Below are 14,576 nucleotides of genomic sequence, written 5' to 3' on the forward strand. Positions count from 1 at the left end.
GCAGGTATCCACCCCAACATCGATCCCCAAGGTGTAGCGCAAAGCCATCACCACCTCTTCCAGGGGGGCGTTGCCGGCTCGTTCCCCCAGGCCGTTGACGGTGGTGTTCACCGACTGAGCGCCGGCGCGGATCCCGGCCAAGGCATTGGCAGTGGCCATGCCCAGGTCGTCGTGGGTGTGCATCTCCACAGGGATATCGATGGCCCGCACCAGACGGCGAATCTGCTTGTAGGTGCTAAAAGGATCCAAAACGCCCACCGTATCGCAGTAGCGGAAGCGCCGACAGCCCCAGCTCTGGGCCATTTGGGCCAACTCGATCACCTGCTCCAGGGGGGTGCGGCTGGCATCTTCTGCCCCCACCGAGACCCACAGCCCTTGCTCCAAGGCCATCTCCACGCATTGGCGCAACTGTCGCAGCAGCCGAGGGCGATCCCCTTGGAACTTGGCAGCGATTTGCCGATCCGAGACCGGCACGGAGATGTGGATCCGCTTGAGGCCGCAACGAATAGAGGCGAGGATATCGCTGGGCACAGCCCGGTTCCACCCCAGCAGGTGGGCCCGCAGCCCCAGGCTGATCATGGCGCGAATGGCTTCCGTTTCCACGGCGCCCATGGCCGGGATCCCCACCTCAATTTCGGGCACGCCAATGGCATCCAAGAGGGCGGCAATGGAGATTTTCTCGGGGATTTGGAAGGCTACCCCTGCCGCTTGCTCCCCATCGCGTAGGGTGGTGTCGTTGATGGTGATAGAGGAATTCATGGGATCCATCCTCCAAGACCTACGGCCCGCCTAGGCAATCGGTAACCGTCGATGGTGCTCCGCACCGCTAGCGGGACCCCGGTTGCGTCAGGGCAATCATGTCCAGGGTAGAAAGCTCAACCAAGTTGCCGCAGAATTCATCAGATTCCTGTAAGGCTTGGCTGTTCCTCTTAGCGGGGTGGAGTCTTTGGAGCAGGGGATCCTTGACAAAGTCCGACAAAGTCCGGCCTTTGGGATCCCGCTGCTCTGGCCATCAACGAATTAAGTCGAAGGAAAAATCGGTTTTGCTGGGAATGATGCTGCGCCGATCGGCCTCATCCAGAAGGGTGTTGACAATCCAGTTAAGGAGGTTGAGCGCCCCCACATAGCCATAGGTGGGGTAGCGGTGCAGGTGGTGGCGGTCGAAGATGGGGTAGCCGATGCGCACCAAAGGCGTGCCCGTATCCCGCCACAGGTATTTGCCGTAGGAATTGCCGATCAGCAGATCCACCGGCTCGGTGAACATCAGAGAGCGCAGATGCCAGAGATCCTTGCCCCCCCAGACGGTTGCCCCCTGCCCATAGGGGCTAGAGGCCAGCAGTGCCCGCGCCTCGGTCTCAAACTCCTCGTTGCTGTTGGTCACCACCACATGGATCGGCTCCGCTCCCAGCTCCAGCAACAGGCTGAGCAAGCCCATCACCAGATCCGGATCCCCGTACAGGGCTACCCGCTTGCCGTGGATCCACGCTTGGGAGTCCGTGAAAGCATCCACCGCCCGGCCCCGTTCGATCTCCAGCTCGGCGGGAATGGGCTTGCCCGTTAACTGGGATAGCTGCATCAAAAACTCATCCGTGCCCCGAATACCCACTGGCCGCGCCGTCAGGGTGGGCCGACCCGAGGCCTCTGCTAGAAACTCCAGGGTCTTGGGCGTGGTGTAGCGCTGGAAGGAAAAAGTAGCCTCGGCGTTGAGGCATTGGGCAGCCGCCTCCAAAGGGGTTCCTCCGGGATACATGTGGAAAGTGCCGTCGTTGGGCGAATCCAAATAGTCGGAGTTGTCCGCCAGCAGGGTCAGCGGGATCCCGAATAAGCCGAAGATGCGCTTGATCTCCCGCAAGTTGCCCATGTAGGTATCGAAACCGGGGATGACGTTGATGTAGCCATTGCTACCCGTGCGGCCCACCGGCTCGGTGAGGGTGCTGAGAATGCTCTTGAGCATGTTGTCGTAGCCGGTGATGTGGGATCCCACAAAGCTTGGCGTGTGGGCATAGGGCACCGGGAAGTTGTGGGGAATAACTCCCTCATTTCTGGCCGTGGTGATGAAGGCTCCCAGGTCATCCCCGATCACCTCCGCCATGCAGGTGGTGCACACGGCGATCATCTTGGGCTTGTAGAGGGCGTAGGCATTTTCCAGTCCCTCGATTAGGTTTTTGAGGCCGCCAAACACCGCCGCATCTTCCGTCATCGAGGTGGAGACCGCCGAAAAGGGCTCCTTAAAGTGGCGGGTGAGATGGGTGCGAAAATAGGCCACACACCCCTGGGATCCATGGACAAAGGGCAGAGTTCCCTCAAAGCCGACAGCGGCGAAGATGGCCCCTAAGGGCTGGCAAGCCTTGGCAGGGTTTATCGTCAAAGCTTCCCGTTGAAAGTTCTTCTCCCGGTATTCCCAAGATTTTGTCCATTCGGCCACCCGGGCCACTTCTTCTGGGGAAGGGAGATCTTCAAAGGTTTGTTTGCACTGCAGAAGCGCCTGATACTCCGGATCTTGAAACAGGCGGGCATGATCTTTGATGTCTTGGATATCTTGCGGCATGGTCGGTCTCCTAATGAGGGGCAGGGGAAGGAAGGGCCGTTGGCGTCTGGGATCCCGGCGGCAAGCTAGGATTTCCAGGGGGCTTTGACCAGATCCCAGGTGGGGCTATTCAAGGCCAGATCCATATCGCGGGCGAACACGGCAAAGCCGTCGTAGCCGTGGTAGGGGCCGGAGTAGTCCCAAGAGTGCATCTGGCGGAAGGGCAAAGCCATCTTTTGAAAGACGTACTTCTCCTTGATGCCGGAGGCGATGAGATCTGGCTTCAACCTCTTGGCAAATTCTTCAAACTCGTAGCCGGACACGTCATCGTAGATGAGGGTGCCGTCGTCGATGTACTGGGTGGTGCGCTTGTAGTCGTCGCCGTGGCCGAATTCGTAGCCGGTGGCAATCACCTCCATGCCCAGCTCCCGGAAGGCCGGGATGACGTGGCGGGGTCGCAGTCCGCCCACCATCAGCATCACCCGTTTGCCCTCCAGGCGGGGACGGTACTTGGCAATGACAGCCTCGCTCTGGGGCTTGTACTTGGCGATCACCTGCTCCGCCTTGGCCTGAATGGTCTCGTCGAACCGCTGGGCGATGGCCCGCAGCGACTTGGCAATTTGGGTAGGGCCAAAGAAGTTGAACTCCAGCCAGGGGATCCCGTAGGCTTCCTCCATGTGGCGGCAGATGTAGTTCATGGAGCGGTAGCAGTGGATGAGATTCAGCTTCACCCGAGGGGCAAGCAGCATCTCGTTCCAGGTGCCATCGCCGGAAAACTGGGTCACTACCCGCAGGCCCATCTCCTCCAGCAAAATCCGGGAAGACCAGGCGTCGCCGCCGATGTTGTAGTCCCCAATCAGGGCCACATCATAAGGGCCGGGCTCAAAGTTGAGGGATCCCTCCTTGGCTTTCTTGTCGGCAATGGGCAGAACCCAGTCCCGCACTGTATCGTTGGCGATGTGGTGGCCCAGGGACTGGGAGACCCCCCGAAAGCCTTCGCAGCGCACCGGTACCACCGGCTTGCCAATTTCTTTGGAAACTCTCTTGGCCACCGCCTCGATGTCATCCCCAATTAGGCCAACGGGGCATTCGGACTGGATGGTAATGCCTTTGGCCAAGGGGAAGAGTTCGCTGGCTTCCACCAAGAGTTTGGCCAGTTTTTTGTCCCCCCCGAACACCACATCTCGCTCCTGAAAATCGGAGGTGAACTGCATGGTAACGAAGGTATCTACCCCGGTTGTGCCGACGTAGTAATTGCGCCTTCCCGACCAGGAGTAGTAGCCGCAGCCCACGGGGCCATGGCTGAGGTGGATCATGTCTTTGACCGGCCCCCACACCACCCCCTTGGAACCGGCATAGGCACAGCCGCGAGTGGTCATGACGCCGGGGATCGACTTGATGTTGGACTTTACTCCGCAATCCGTTTTGCCCTTGTCGTAGACGTTGAGGTGTTTGGCTCGCTTTTGCTTGGCCTTTTCCGGATAGGTTTCCAGAACTTCTGCAATAACTTTTCGGTTTTCCTCTTTGAGGGCGCTTTTTGGAGTAGTCATGGGAAGAGCCTCATCTACTGGATTTTTTTGAGAAAGAAACTAGGGGGAACCGAGGGCCGAGGGAGGAAGGGATCCACCCCCAGCCCATCTTTAAGTTCACACTGGGGCCAACTCTTTTTCGGTTTTGCCGATGAGGTGGGCGATTTTCTGGTCGTCGTCCAAAACGCCGAACTCTATCAACAACTGTTCCAGCTCATCCATAGAGATGGGGGTGGGGATCCTCAGATCCGTGTTGTTGATGATCTTTTTGGCCAAGGCCCGATACTCGTCAGCTTGGTTGCAGTCGGGGGAGTACTCGATCACCGTCATGCGGCGCAATTCTGCGTGCTGAACCACATTGTCGCGGGGGATGAAATGCAGCATTTTGGTGTTGAGCTTTTCGGCCAGAGCTTCGATCAGCTCGATCTCGCGATCCACTTTGCGGCTGTTGCAGATCAAGCCACCCAAGCGCACGCCGCCAGAGTAGGCGTATTTCAGCACGCCGCGGGCGATGTTGTTGGCCGCATACATGGCCATCATTTCGCCGGAGCAAACAATGTAGATCTCTTGGGCCTTGCCCTCCCGGATGGGCATGGCAAAACCGCCGCAGACCACGTCCCCCAGCACGTCGTAGCAGACAAAGTCCAGATCCTCGTAGGCTCCGTTTTCTTCCAAGAAATTGATGGCGGTGATGATGCCTCGTCCAGCACAGCCAACGCCAGGCTCGGGGCCACCAGACTCCACACAGCGCACCCCTCTGTAGCCGGTGAGCACCACCTCTTCCAGCTCCACGTCTTCTACGGATCCCCGCTCAGCCGCCAGGTGAAGGACGGTGGTCTGGGCTTTGCAGTGCAACATGAGGCGGGTGGAATCGGCCTTCGGGTCGCAGCCGACGATCATGATCCGCTGCCCCAATTCGGCCATACCGGCAACGGTATTCTGACAGGTGGTGGATTTGCCGATACCGCCTTTGCCGTAGAATGCAATTTGTCTCATGGTTCAGTTCTCCTAATGAAGACTTGAGGAAAAACTTGAGGGCGACTTAAGGGTTAGAAATCTCTTGCCAATGGGCGCAACTGGTCGCATTAGCGAGACGGGATCCTTACTGCAAAGGATTTCAGCTCGCGGGAAGGCAGCCTTGGATCCCTTGGAATCCAAAAGCAAACCGGTTGAACGGTGGGGCTCTCCCGAATCGAGGCAGGAGATGGGGGAAGCGACGGGGAGTAACAGTGGGGCAGATCATAGGGCTCTCAGGCTTATCGAGAATGGGGAACTAGAGGGCATGCACGGTTAAAGTGGGCCACACCTGTTCTTGCAGGCGGGTTTCGATGAGCAACCGCAGGGTGTTTTGCTGGCTGGGGCAGGTGGTGCAGGATCCCTTGAGGCGCACCCACACCTGATCCCCTTCCAGGTCGTACAGCTCCACATCGCCGCCATCGGCCAACAGCAGCGGGCGAACTTCCTCCTCCAGGACGGCCTGAATGCGGGCGATCTTTTGCAAGGTGGTGAGGGGAGAGGGAGCAGCGGGAGAGGGCTCTGTCTGGTTTTGGGAGTTCCCTTTTGAATTTCTTGAATCTTCTGAAGGGGTTGCGTCAGTCTCGGCCAGAACGGCGGCGATCAGGTCTTCAATCTGGGCCAGGCAGGAACCACAGCCACCACCCGCTTTGCTGTAGGCTGTTACTTCCTCAGCGGAGGTGAGGTGGTTTTCCCGGATCAAGCGGCGGATCTTTTGCTCGCTGACGCCAAAGCAGGAGCAGACCAAAGCGCTGTCATCATCCGTGTGGTCAGGCAGAGGAAGGCCGCGATAGCTGTAGATGGCTGCCTCCAGAGCCTCTTGCCCCATCACCGAGCAGTGCATCTTGGCGGGGGGCAGGCCGCCTAGGTAGTCAGCGATTTGGCGGTTGTCGATCCGCAGGGCTTCATCCAGAGTGAGGCCGGTGATCAGCTCCGTCAGAGCCGAGGAAGAGGCGATGGCGCTGGTGCAGCCGAAGGTTTGGAAGCTGGCAGCTAAAATCCGCTCGCTAGCCTCGTCCACCTTTAAGTAGAGCCGCAGGGCATCGCCGCAGGTGATGCTGCCCACTTCTCCAACCACCACCCGAACACCGGGCTCGGAGCTGGGATCCATCGCCCCTTGGTTTTTGGGGTGGTAGAAGAGTTCCAAAACTTTTTCGCTGTAGTCCCACATGGCTGGATCCTGAGTTGAGGATGCTAACGGTCGAGGGAAGATGAGTTTGAGGGGGGTCAGCGGCGAGCCAGTTCCCGTTCCTGCTGTTGCAGCCAGTCTTCCGCCTCGTGGCTGAAGGGGGAGATGGCCCGCAAATGCTCGATGATCCCCGGCAAAACCTCCAGCACCCGCTCCACCTCTGCCGGCTGGGTAAAGCGGGAGAGGCTGAAGCGGATTGAGCCGTGCAAAACGGTGTAGGGCAGGCCCATGGCCCGCAGCACATGGGAGGGCTCCAGGGATCCGGAAGTGCAGGCGGAGCCGGAGGAGGCGCAGATGCCGTATTTGTTCAGCCAGAAGAGGATCGCTTCCCCTTCCACGAACTTGAAGCCCAAGTTGGTGGTGTTGGGCAGCCGCCGGGTGGGGTGGCCGTTAACCTGGACATCCGGGATCCGCTGCAGCAAGCCCTGCTCCAGGCGATCCCGCAGCAGCCGCTCATGGGGATCCCCCAGGTGGGCTTGGGCCAGCTCCGCTGCCTTGCCCAGGGCGATGATGCCCGGCACATTTTCCGTCCCGGCGCGGCGGCCTCGCTCCTGATGCCCTCCCAGCAGCAACGGACGGAAGCGCAAGCCCCGCCGCGCATAGAGAGCGCCGATCCCCTTGGGGGCATGCAGCTTGTGCCCGGAAAGGGTGAGGAGATCCACCGGCAGGCGCTGCAGATCGAGAGGGATCTTGCCCACCGCCTGTACTGCGTCCACATGGACAACAGCCCCATAGCTGCGAGCCAGGGATCCCACCGCCTCGATGGGGAAAAGCACGCCCGTCTCGTTGTTGGCGGCCATGCAGCTCACCAGGGCAGTATCGCCGGTCAGGGCTGCTTCCAACTCCAGCAAGTCCAGGCAGCCTTGCTCATCCACCGAGAGGTAGGTGACGCGGTAGCCTTGTTTTTCCAGGTGCTTGCAGACGTTGAGCACCGAGGCGTGCTCTACCTGCGTGGTGATGATGTGGCGCTTCTGGGGTTGGGCTGCCAAGGCTGCATAGATGGCTGTGGTGTTGCCTTCGGTGCCGCCACTGGTGAAGACAATCTCCGTCGGGTCGGCTCCCAGAAGGGCTGCCACCTGTTCGCGGGCTTGGTTGAGGGCACGCCCCACCTGGCCGCCAAAACTGTGCATCGAGGAGGGGTTGCCGTAGAAGGTCTGCAAATAGGGCAGCATCGCCTCCAGAACCAGGGGATCCACGGCGGTGGTGGCGTTGTTGTCCAGGTAGATCACGGGGTTCATACAGGCTCCGAATCGATACAAGGTAGGGGTTGGGCAACGTTAAACGGCTTGCGGAGCGTGGGAATGGCACTGCTTTGGGCAAATGCGGGCGCAAGCCTGACAGCCGATGCAGAGGGCGGCATTGAGGATGGTCATCACTTTGCGCTCACTTTCTTCTTCCTCTTCGTTTTCGACAAACTCGCCGTCTTCGTTGAGGGCTCTGAGGGCGAACACACCCCGGCCACAGACCTTGAGGCAACGGCTACAGCCGAGGCAGCGGCTGATATCCAAGCTTTCGATAAACTGTGGGATCCAGGGCAGTCCGCCTTTGGTGAGAGCAGTTACAGTAGCCATGGCCGCGTCTCCAAAAGATGAGGTCTCAAGATCGGGAAGATTTGCTGTCCAGGGCCTGGTTGACCAACCAGGTGCGGTAAAACTTGAGGGCCACCGTTTCGATGAGGTCGTAGTCTTCCACCACTTCGATGCCGGCCTCGCGAATACGCTTCATGGGGCAATCGCCAATCTTGGAGACCAATACAGCTCGGCAATCCCTGATGAGATCCAGGATTTGCTCTAGGTTGTTGTCCTCGCCGGATCCCCCGTGGCAGTACTGCGGGATCTTGCGGTGGCCGACAAACTGCGCCCCACGGGCGTTGACCTCGTAGATCAAAAACTCCCGTGCATGGCCGAAGTGGCGATTGACCAGGCCGCCGCCTTTGCTGGCCACGGCCACCAGGATGGAGGGGCTGTCGGGAGGCAGGTCGGCTGTCCAGTGGGTTGGGGTTGACTGCTGCTGAGCTTGCAGTTGGGCAATGCTTGCCTGGACCTGGCGGCGTTTTTCGGGGTCGTACTCGGGGGTCATCTGCATAAAGCGCTCCTTGGTGAACTCTTGGCTGCGGTCTTCCCCCAGAAGGCCCACCGCGTCCGCCCGACACTGGCGACAGTGGCGCATCATCCGCATGTTGCCGGAGCACCGATCTTGCAGGGCTTTCAACTCCTGAGGGGTGGGGCCCCGCTGGCCGATAAGGCCGAAGTAGGTGCCGTGTTCAGGCGCCGAGATCAGGGGCATGATGTTGTGCAAGAAAGCCCCTTTCTCCTGGATCACCCGGTTCACTTCCAAGAGGTGGGTGTCGTTGATGCCGGGAATCAGGACGGAGTTGACTTTGCAGAGGATGTCTGCCTCCCGCAGCAGATCCAGGCTTTCCATCTGCCGTTCGTGCAGGATGCGGGCTGCCTCCACCCCTCGAATGCGCTTGCGCCGCCAGCGGATCCAGGGGTAGATCTTGGCTCCGATCTCTGGATCCACCATGTTGATGGTCAGGGTGACGTGGTCAATGTTCAGCCGTTTGATCTCGTCGATGTAGTCCGGCAACATCAGGCCGTTGGTGGAAAGGCAAAGCTTGAGATCCGGAGCTTTCTCGGCAATGCGGGCAAAGGTCTCGAAGGTTTGCTTGGGGTTGGCCAAGGGATCCCCAGGCCCAGCAATGCCCACCACCGTCAGTTGCGGGATCTTGCCGGCAATCACCAGCACTTTGTGGGCGGCTTCCGCCGGGGTAAGCAGCTCGCTGACCACACCGGGCCGGCTCTCGTTGGCACAGTCGAACTTGCGGTTGCAGTAGTTGCACTGGATGTTGCAGGCGGGGGCTACCGCCACGTGCATGCGGGCGTAGTGATGGTGAGCTGCTTCGCTGTAGCAGGGATGGGTGGCGATGCGTTGCTGCAGATGAGGGGGGAGAGCCTGGCGGGGGCTGCTGCTGCAAGCGCAGGCCGATGGGAAGGGGGATCCCTGGCGGGGCGGAGTTGAAAGGGGCGGCATAGTGGGGTCAACCAGGGGATAGAACGTTACTGGCGGTTATATCAACCGCCCTCTGCCCGCTCCGTTGCACTCAGCCCGGTAGAACTGATCGAGTTTATTGGCTTTGTACTCAAGACCTGCAAAGCCTGATGGCAGGCCAAATCCAACTTTTTTTAGGGGTCAAGGGTCTGGTTTTTCAAGGCCGGGGATGCCGTATTTTGACCCAAAGGGGCGGGGGATCCGGCTGTGGGGAGGATCCCCGGAATCCCTGATTCGACAAGGGCTTGGGGCAATGCTTAAGAAATACTAAAAATCTGCTCAGATGCACTCAAGCGCCGCAGCCTCGGCTGCGTTTTGCATCAATTGCTACGATTTAATATCGTATCAGCCCAAAAGTGTATTGAAAATAGCCGTTTGAGTTTGAGGAAAGATCCCCCTGGGGCAAAGTCCTCGCCAAGGAAGTGAAGACTATTGCGGCGGCAGGCCGTCGGACTTTCTTGTTGTGACAGGGGGGATGTACTCGCTCAAATACCCATACCCTTCCCCAAAAATACCGGATCCCTGCGGGCAAAAGACTCAACCCCCTGCCCTCAGAAAAACTTTTTTTGCGCTCTGGGCCAAGCTTCCAGGGCTTGAGTACATCAGCAATAACTCAATCAATCCTGATCGCCCGCTGCCAAGCCTGAGCCCCTGCAGCCGCTTGCTATAAGCGGGGGATATAAGCGGGGGAACAGAACCCCAACGGTTCTGCCCCTCTGTTGAGACTCGCCCCCTGCTTCCCAACCGGTGAGCTTATGTCCCCCCTTGTTTCTCCCCCACCGAAAACGGCTGAAGTGCTGCAGGTGCCCCGTTGCGATCGCTGGCGGATTCTCTACCGTCTGCAGGAGCTGGATTTGACCTGTGGCTGTACCCCGACCGGCCAACTGTGGGTGATGATTCGCACCCCCACCGAAGCCCTCCTCGTCCACAGTGTGCTCCGCCTTTTCACCCTCAACCGCTCTGGCTGGCTGAGTTGGTTGGATCGCTGCTGGTCTCTCCAGACCTGGGATCCCCCTGAGAGATCTGCAGGAGGGGATGACCACCCCTGAACCTCTGCCGTTTGCCTTCTTGCTTCTCCTGTTCACCTCGTTTTGGTAGCGCCAATGACCACTCCATCCCCCTCAACTCGCTCCTTCCAACAAGTCCGAGACAACCCCGTTCACCTGGGACGGGAGATCACGGTTCCCATCTGCGAGGGCCTCAACCTGGCTTGGGCCAGTCTTCAGGGGCTGTATTTGCAGTATCTGAAGCACCATCTGGTTGTGGAAGGAGCAGAGTTCTACTCAATTCACCAATTTTTCAACGAAAGTCTACAGGAAGTTCAGAACCACGCCCATGAGGTGGGGGAGCGCCTGAACGGCCTGGGTGGGATCCCGGCCTCCAGCTTTGCCAAGCTGGCGGAGCTGTGCTGCTTCAGCCCAGAAGGGGACGATGCGTTGGCTGTGCGGCCCATGCTGGAAGCGGATTTGCGGGCCGAGCAAAGCCTAATCGATCTGCTGCGTCGCCAGGCGGCTCTGGCGGAAAGTGTTGGGGATCGCGCCACCCGTCACCTCTACGAGCAGATTTTGCTGCGGACGGAAGAACGGGCCTTTCACCTGGCCCACTTTCTGGCTGCCGACAGCTTGGTTTTGGGCTTGTCCCCATCCTAGCTTGCCCATCTACGCCCACCCCTCGTTTTGGGAGACTCTGCCATGCTTACCCCCGATCGGGCGCCGCTGCTGCAGTTTTTGCAAGTTGAGCTTGGGATCCCGGAATCCGCCCTCACCTTCGCCCTGAAACGGCATGGGTGTGAACAGGGCCCTTTGCCCATGATTCTTTGGCATTACGGGCTGATTTCCTTGGAGCAACTGGAGCAGATTTTTGAATGGTGTGCTCCCCCTCCTCTTGTTACCAATTCTACCCATTCGGAGGTTTAAGCCATGACTTATCCCTACCCTTCTCTTCCCTTTCCCAGAGTCGGCAACCCTTTGGGATGGCTCGGCCTGGTTTTGAACTCAATTTTCAGATCCGCCCTGAAGTGGCCGCGCCGCTGGCTCAACAGCATTGAAATTCGGGGATCCCGGCAGGCCCGTTGGATTTGTCGTTTGATCCCGGCTTCCTGTCCCTTTGAGCGGGATATCCGACTGGGATCCCGCACCGTTCACATTCCGGCCCTCTGTCGCATCAACCCCCTCTACGAGGAGATCATCGCCCTGCGGCTACGGGCGGCGGCTTATCTGGCCGAAGCTGCGGCTCAACCCCAGCCCCCCTCTTCTCAGGAGATCCCATCATGCCCATGATCAGCCGAACCAAAGTGGCGGAGCTGCTCAACGAGACCGCCTGCGAGCACAACCACAAGAAAGACGGCAAAGGCAAAAACAAAGTCTGTGCCGAGCAGGCCAAGCCAGGAGGAGCGCAGGGAGGCTGTGCCTTTGACGGGGCTTCGATTGCCCTGGTGCCGATCGCCGATGCCGCCCATCTAGTACATGGGCCAATCGCCTGCAGCGGCAACTCTTGGGGGACGCGGGGCAGCCTCTCTTCTGGCCCCCAGCTTTATCGGGTGGGCTTCACCACCGATCTGAGCGAGAACGAGATCATCTTCGGGGGGGAGGAAAAGCTGTTCCAGGCCATCCTTGACTTGCAGGCCAAATACCAGCCTGCCGCCATTTTTGTCTATCTCACTTGTGTAACTGCCCTCATTGGCGACGATGTGGAGGCCGTGTGTCAGCGGGCCAGCCGCCAGCTTGGGATCCCGGTCATTCCGGTGAATGCGCCCGGCTTTGTGGGCAGCAAAAACTTGGGTAACCGTCTGGCCGGAGAAGCGCTGCTGGACTATGTTATCGGCACCGCCTCCCCGGAGTACACCACTCCCCGCGACATTAACCTCATCGGCGAGTACAACATTGCCGGCGAGCTGTGGGATGTCTTGCCTCTGTTTGACGAGCTGGGGATCCGCATCTTGGCCAAGATCACCGGCGATGGCCGCTACCACGAGATCTGTACCGCCCACCGGGCCAAGCTGAACGTTCTCATCTGCGCTAAAGCCTTGCTCAATGTGGGCCGCAAGATGCAGGAGCGCTACGGGATCCCCTACATCGAGGCTTCCTTTTACGGGCTGCAGGAGATGAACCACTGCCTACGGGCCATTGCCCAAGGGCTGAAGGATCCCGAACTGCAGGAGCGTACCGAGGCCCTCATCGAGCGGGAAACTCGCGCCACCGAGGCGGCTTTGGCCCCCTACCGGCAGCGGCTGGCGGGCAAACGAGTTGTCCTTTATACCGGCGGGGTGAAAAGTTGGTCGATCATCTCCGCCGCTCGAGATCTGGGGATGCAGGTAACGGCCACCAGCACCCGCAAAAGCACCGAAGAAGACAAAGCCCGCATCCGCGAGCTGCTTGGCCAGGATGGCATTCTCTTGGACAAGGGCAGCCCGCAAGAGCTGCTCAAGGTGGTGGAGCGCACGAAAGCGGACTTGCTCATCGCCGGCGGACGCAACCAGTACACCGCCCTCAAGGCCCGCATCCCCTTTCTGGACATCAACCAGGAGCGGCACCATGCCTATGCCGGCTATCGCGGCCTGGTGAACTTGGCGCGGGAGATCGATGCCGCCCTCCACAGCCCCATCTGGGAGCAGTTGCGACGGCCTGCCCCCTGGGAGACTCCAGCCGAAGAGGAGGTGGGATGATGGCCCAGCTCATCCAAGAACGCAAGCCCCTCAGCGTCAACCCCCTCAAACTCAGCGCTCCGCTGGGGGCGGCCCTGGCCTTTCTGGGGATCAAGGGCTGTCTGCCCCTCTTCCACGGTTCCCAGGGCTGCACGGCCTTTGCCAAAGCGCTGCTGGTACGCCATTTCCGCGAGGCCATTCCCATGTCCACCACTGCCATGTCCGAGGTGGACACCATCTTGGGAGGCGAGGAGAATGTCGAAGCTGCCATTCTCACCTTGGTGGAGAAGGCCCAGCCGGAGCTAATCGGCCTCCTCACTACCGGCCTCACGGAAACCCGCGGCGACGATATGCCGCGCATCCTGCGGGAGCTGCGCCGGCGCCAGCCGCAATTGCAGGATCTGCCCATCGTGTTGGCCTCTACGCCTGACTTTAAAGGATCCCTGCAAGACGGCTATGCCATCGCCGTCAACAGCTTGGTCAGCACCCTGCCGGAATCGCCGTCGGGATCCGTCCGCCCTGCCCAGGTAACGGTGCTGTGCGGGCCTGCCCTCACCCCTGCCGACGCCCAGGAGATCAAAGAAATGGCGGAGGCTTTTGGCCTAGAGCCGATCCTGGTGCCGGATCCCGCGGGTTCCCTGGACGGACACTTGGGCACCGGCTTTAGGGCGACCCCAGACGGCGGCACCACCCTTGAGCAATTGCGCCAGCTCGGGCGTTCCGGCCTCACCATAGCTGTCGGCGAGAGCATGCGCCCTGCCGCTCAGATCCTGGCCCAGCGCTTTGGCACCCCCTATCGGGTTTTCCCCCACCTGACCGGTCTCAAGGCTGTGGATCCCTTTTTGGCAACCTTGGCCGATCACAGCCAGCAGCCGGTGCCCTCTCGCTACCGCCGCCAGCGCAGCCAAGTCCAGGATGCCCTCCTGGATTGCCACTTTTTCTTCGGCAACCAGCGGATTGCCTTGGCCCTAGAAGCCGATCTGCTCTGGGGGTGGGTGGACTGGCTGCTGGATATGGGCTGTCAGATCCAGGCGGCCATCAGTCCCACACCGGATCCCCACTTGAGCACCCTTCCCATTGAGGCAGTGCGGGTGGGAGATCTGGGGGATCTGGAGGAGCTAGCACCCGGGGCTGACCTGCTGGTGGGCAACTCCCACGTGGCGCGCCTGGGCAAGCGGCTGGGGATCCCAGTGCATCGGATGGGGATCCCCATCTTCGACCGGCTGGGGGCCAACCACCTCTGTCAGGTGGGCTATCGCGGCACCCTATCCCAACTGTTTGCTGTCGGCAACCTGCTGATGGAGCAGGAGGAAGCCCGTCACCCCAGCCCACCCCAGGTTTCTGGGCATGGATTCTAAGGGATCCAGAGCTTCGAGCTAGATCCCCCTAGCTCCCCTAAACCCTCAAGTTCACGGTTCTAAGGAGAACGCCTATGCAAGTGGCCTTTACAACCCGCGACGGCAAGCACGTCAATGCCCACTTTGGCTGGGCCAACCAGATCGACCTCTACGAAGTCACCCCCGAAGGCTACCGCTTCTGCAAAACCCTCACCTTTGGGGGCAACTTGGAGGCAGATGGCAACGAGGACAAGCTGGTGCCCAAGCTGCAGGCTTTGGCCGATGT

The 14,576-nt window shown here is 60.0% G+C and carries 14 protein-coding genes and 1 pseudogene; 7 read left to right on the forward strand and 8 right to left on the reverse strand.

Annotated features, from left to right (window positions below):
* The 8 genes and pseudogenes from aksA to nifB all read right to left on the reverse strand — a co-directional run.
* Nucleotides 1-759 (reverse strand): annotated as a pseudogene (gene aksA, locus NW856_RS00730) (homoaconitate hydratase); the annotation flags it as partial.
* Nucleotides 760-1,012: 253 nt separating this feature from the next.
* A complete protein-coding gene (gene nifK, locus NW856_RS00735; RefSeq protein WP_414398598.1) occupies nt 1,013-2,548 on the reverse strand; it encodes a nitrogenase molybdenum-iron protein subunit beta in 1,536 nt (511 codons plus the stop codon).
* A gap of 65 nt (nt 2,549-2,613) precedes the next feature.
* The gene (nifD, locus tag NW856_RS00740) at nt 2,614-4,077 is read right to left on the reverse strand and encodes a nitrogenase molybdenum-iron protein alpha chain (protein ID WP_414398599.1); all 1,464 of its coding nucleotides are present in this window, start codon (nt 4,075-4,077) and stop codon (nt 2,614-2,616) included.
* A gap of 96 nt (nt 4,078-4,173) precedes the next feature.
* Nucleotides 4,174-5,052 carry a nitrogenase iron protein gene (gene nifH, locus NW856_RS00745; RefSeq protein WP_011430651.1) on the reverse strand — a complete coding sequence of 293 codons (879 nt, stop codon included), beginning with the start codon at nt 5,050-5,052 and terminating at the stop codon, nt 4,174-4,176.
* A gap of 277 nt (nt 5,053-5,329) precedes the next feature.
* Nucleotides 5,330-6,241, reverse strand: coding sequence for a Fe-S cluster assembly protein NifU (nifU, locus tag NW856_RS00750; protein WP_414355673.1), 912 nt, complete (start codon nt 6,239-6,241; stop codon nt 5,330-5,332).
* Nucleotides 6,242-6,297: 56 nt separating this feature from the next.
* Nucleotides 6,298-7,497: a cysteine desulfurase NifS gene (gene nifS, locus NW856_RS00755; protein WP_414398601.1), complete on the reverse strand. Its 1,200-nt coding sequence runs from the start codon at nt 7,495-7,497 to the stop codon at nt 6,298-6,300.
* Nucleotides 7,498-7,536: 39 nt separating this feature from the next.
* Nucleotides 7,537-7,830 carry a ferredoxin III, nif-specific gene (gene fdxB / locus NW856_RS00760; RefSeq protein WP_414398603.1) on the reverse strand — a complete coding sequence of 98 codons (294 nt, stop codon included), beginning with the start codon at nt 7,828-7,830 and terminating at the stop codon, nt 7,537-7,539.
* A 25-nt stretch (nt 7,831-7,855) separates the two neighbouring features.
* Nucleotides 7,856-9,292: a nitrogenase cofactor biosynthesis protein NifB gene (gene nifB / locus NW856_RS00765; RefSeq protein WP_414398604.1), complete on the reverse strand. Its 1,437-nt coding sequence runs from the start codon at nt 9,290-9,292 to the stop codon at nt 7,856-7,858.
* Nucleotides 9,293-10,065: 773 nt separating this feature from the next.
* Here nifB and NW856_RS00770 point away from each other — a divergent pair.
* The 7 genes from NW856_RS00770 to NW856_RS00800 all read left to right on the forward strand — a co-directional run.
* A complete protein-coding gene (locus NW856_RS00770; protein WP_099813101.1) occupies nt 10,066-10,359 on the forward strand; it encodes an Asr1405/Asl0597 family protein in 294 nt (97 codons plus the stop codon).
* A gap of 54 nt (nt 10,360-10,413) precedes the next feature.
* Nucleotides 10,414-10,959: a ferritin-like domain-containing protein gene (locus tag NW856_RS00775; RefSeq protein WP_011432075.1), complete on the forward strand. Its 546-nt coding sequence runs from the start codon at nt 10,414-10,416 to the stop codon at nt 10,957-10,959.
* Between the two features lie 42 nt (nt 10,960-11,001).
* The gene (locus NW856_RS00780) at nt 11,002-11,226 is read left to right on the forward strand and encodes a DUF2949 domain-containing protein (RefSeq protein ID WP_011430659.1); all 225 of its coding nucleotides are present in this window, start codon (nt 11,002-11,004) and stop codon (nt 11,224-11,226) included.
* Nucleotides 11,227-11,229: 3 nt separating this feature from the next.
* Nucleotides 11,230-11,589 (forward strand): Mo-dependent nitrogenase C-terminal domain-containing protein, encoded by a 360-nt coding sequence (locus NW856_RS00785; protein ID WP_011430660.1) that lies wholly within the window; start codon nt 11,230-11,232, stop codon nt 11,587-11,589.
* Complete coding sequence (gene nifE, locus NW856_RS00790) at nt 11,580-12,974, forward strand: nitrogenase iron-molybdenum cofactor biosynthesis protein NifE (RefSeq protein WP_414398606.1); 1,395 nt, start codon at nt 11,580-11,582, stop codon at nt 12,972-12,974. Before NW856_RS00785 ends, nifE begins: the two co-directional genes overlap by 10 nt.
* Nucleotides 12,971-14,311, forward strand: a complete 1,341-nt coding sequence (nifN, locus tag NW856_RS00795; RefSeq protein WP_414398608.1) for a nitrogenase iron-molybdenum cofactor biosynthesis protein NifN — start codon at nt 12,971-12,973, stop codon at nt 14,309-14,311. The genes nifE and nifN overlap by 4 nt, the downstream gene beginning before the upstream one ends.
* A gap of 74 nt (nt 14,312-14,385) precedes the next feature.
* The coding region (locus NW856_RS00800; protein ID WP_414398609.1) for a NifB/NifX family molybdenum-iron cluster-binding protein at nt 14,386-14,576 on the forward strand (191 nt) is incomplete at its 3' end.

The organism is Synechococcus sp. R3-13 (assembly GCF_047462195.1).
In the GTDB taxonomy this organism is placed as follows: domain Bacteria; phylum Cyanobacteriota; class Cyanobacteriia; order Thermostichales; family Thermostichaceae; genus Thermostichus.

What these genes read in the sequence shown, in the direction of transcription:
- nifK (WP_414398598.1), bottom strand. Translation starts at nt 2,548, where the DNA reads ATGCCGCAAGATATCCAAGACATCAAAGATCATGCCCGCCTGTTTCAA.
- nifD (WP_414398599.1), bottom strand. Translation starts at nt 4,077, where the DNA reads ATGACTACTCCAAAAAGCGCCCTCAAAGAGGAAAACCGAAAAGTTATT.
- nifH (WP_011430651.1), bottom strand. Translation starts at nt 5,052, where the DNA reads ATGAGACAAATTGCATTCTACGGCAAAGGCGGTATCGGCAAATCCACC.
- nifU (WP_414355673.1), bottom strand. Translation starts at nt 6,241, where the DNA reads ATGTGGGACTACAGCGAAAAAGTTTTGGAACTCTTCTACCACCCCAAA.
- nifS (WP_414398601.1), bottom strand. Translation starts at nt 7,497, where the DNA reads ATGAACCCCGTGATCTACCTGGACAACAACGCCACCACCGCCGTGGAT.
- fdxB (WP_414398603.1), bottom strand. Translation starts at nt 7,830, where the DNA reads ATGGCTACTGTAACTGCTCTCACCAAAGGCGGACTGCCCTGGATCCCA.
- nifB (WP_414398604.1), bottom strand. Translation starts at nt 9,292, where the DNA reads ATGCCGCCCCTTTCAACTCCGCCCCGCCAGGGATCCCCCTTCCCATCG.
- NW856_RS00770 (WP_099813101.1), top strand. Translation starts at nt 10,066, where the DNA reads ATGTCCCCCCTTGTTTCTCCCCCACCGAAAACGGCTGAAGTGCTGCAG.
- NW856_RS00775 (WP_011432075.1), top strand. Translation starts at nt 10,414, where the DNA reads ATGACCACTCCATCCCCCTCAACTCGCTCCTTCCAACAAGTCCGAGAC.
- NW856_RS00780 (WP_011430659.1), top strand. Translation starts at nt 11,002, where the DNA reads ATGCTTACCCCCGATCGGGCGCCGCTGCTGCAGTTTTTGCAAGTTGAG.
- NW856_RS00785 (WP_011430660.1), top strand. Translation starts at nt 11,230, where the DNA reads ATGACTTATCCCTACCCTTCTCTTCCCTTTCCCAGAGTCGGCAACCCT.
- nifE (WP_414398606.1), top strand. Translation starts at nt 11,580, where the DNA reads ATGCCCATGATCAGCCGAACCAAAGTGGCGGAGCTGCTCAACGAGACC.
- nifN (WP_414398608.1), top strand. Translation starts at nt 12,971, where the DNA reads ATGATGGCCCAGCTCATCCAAGAACGCAAGCCCCTCAGCGTCAACCCC.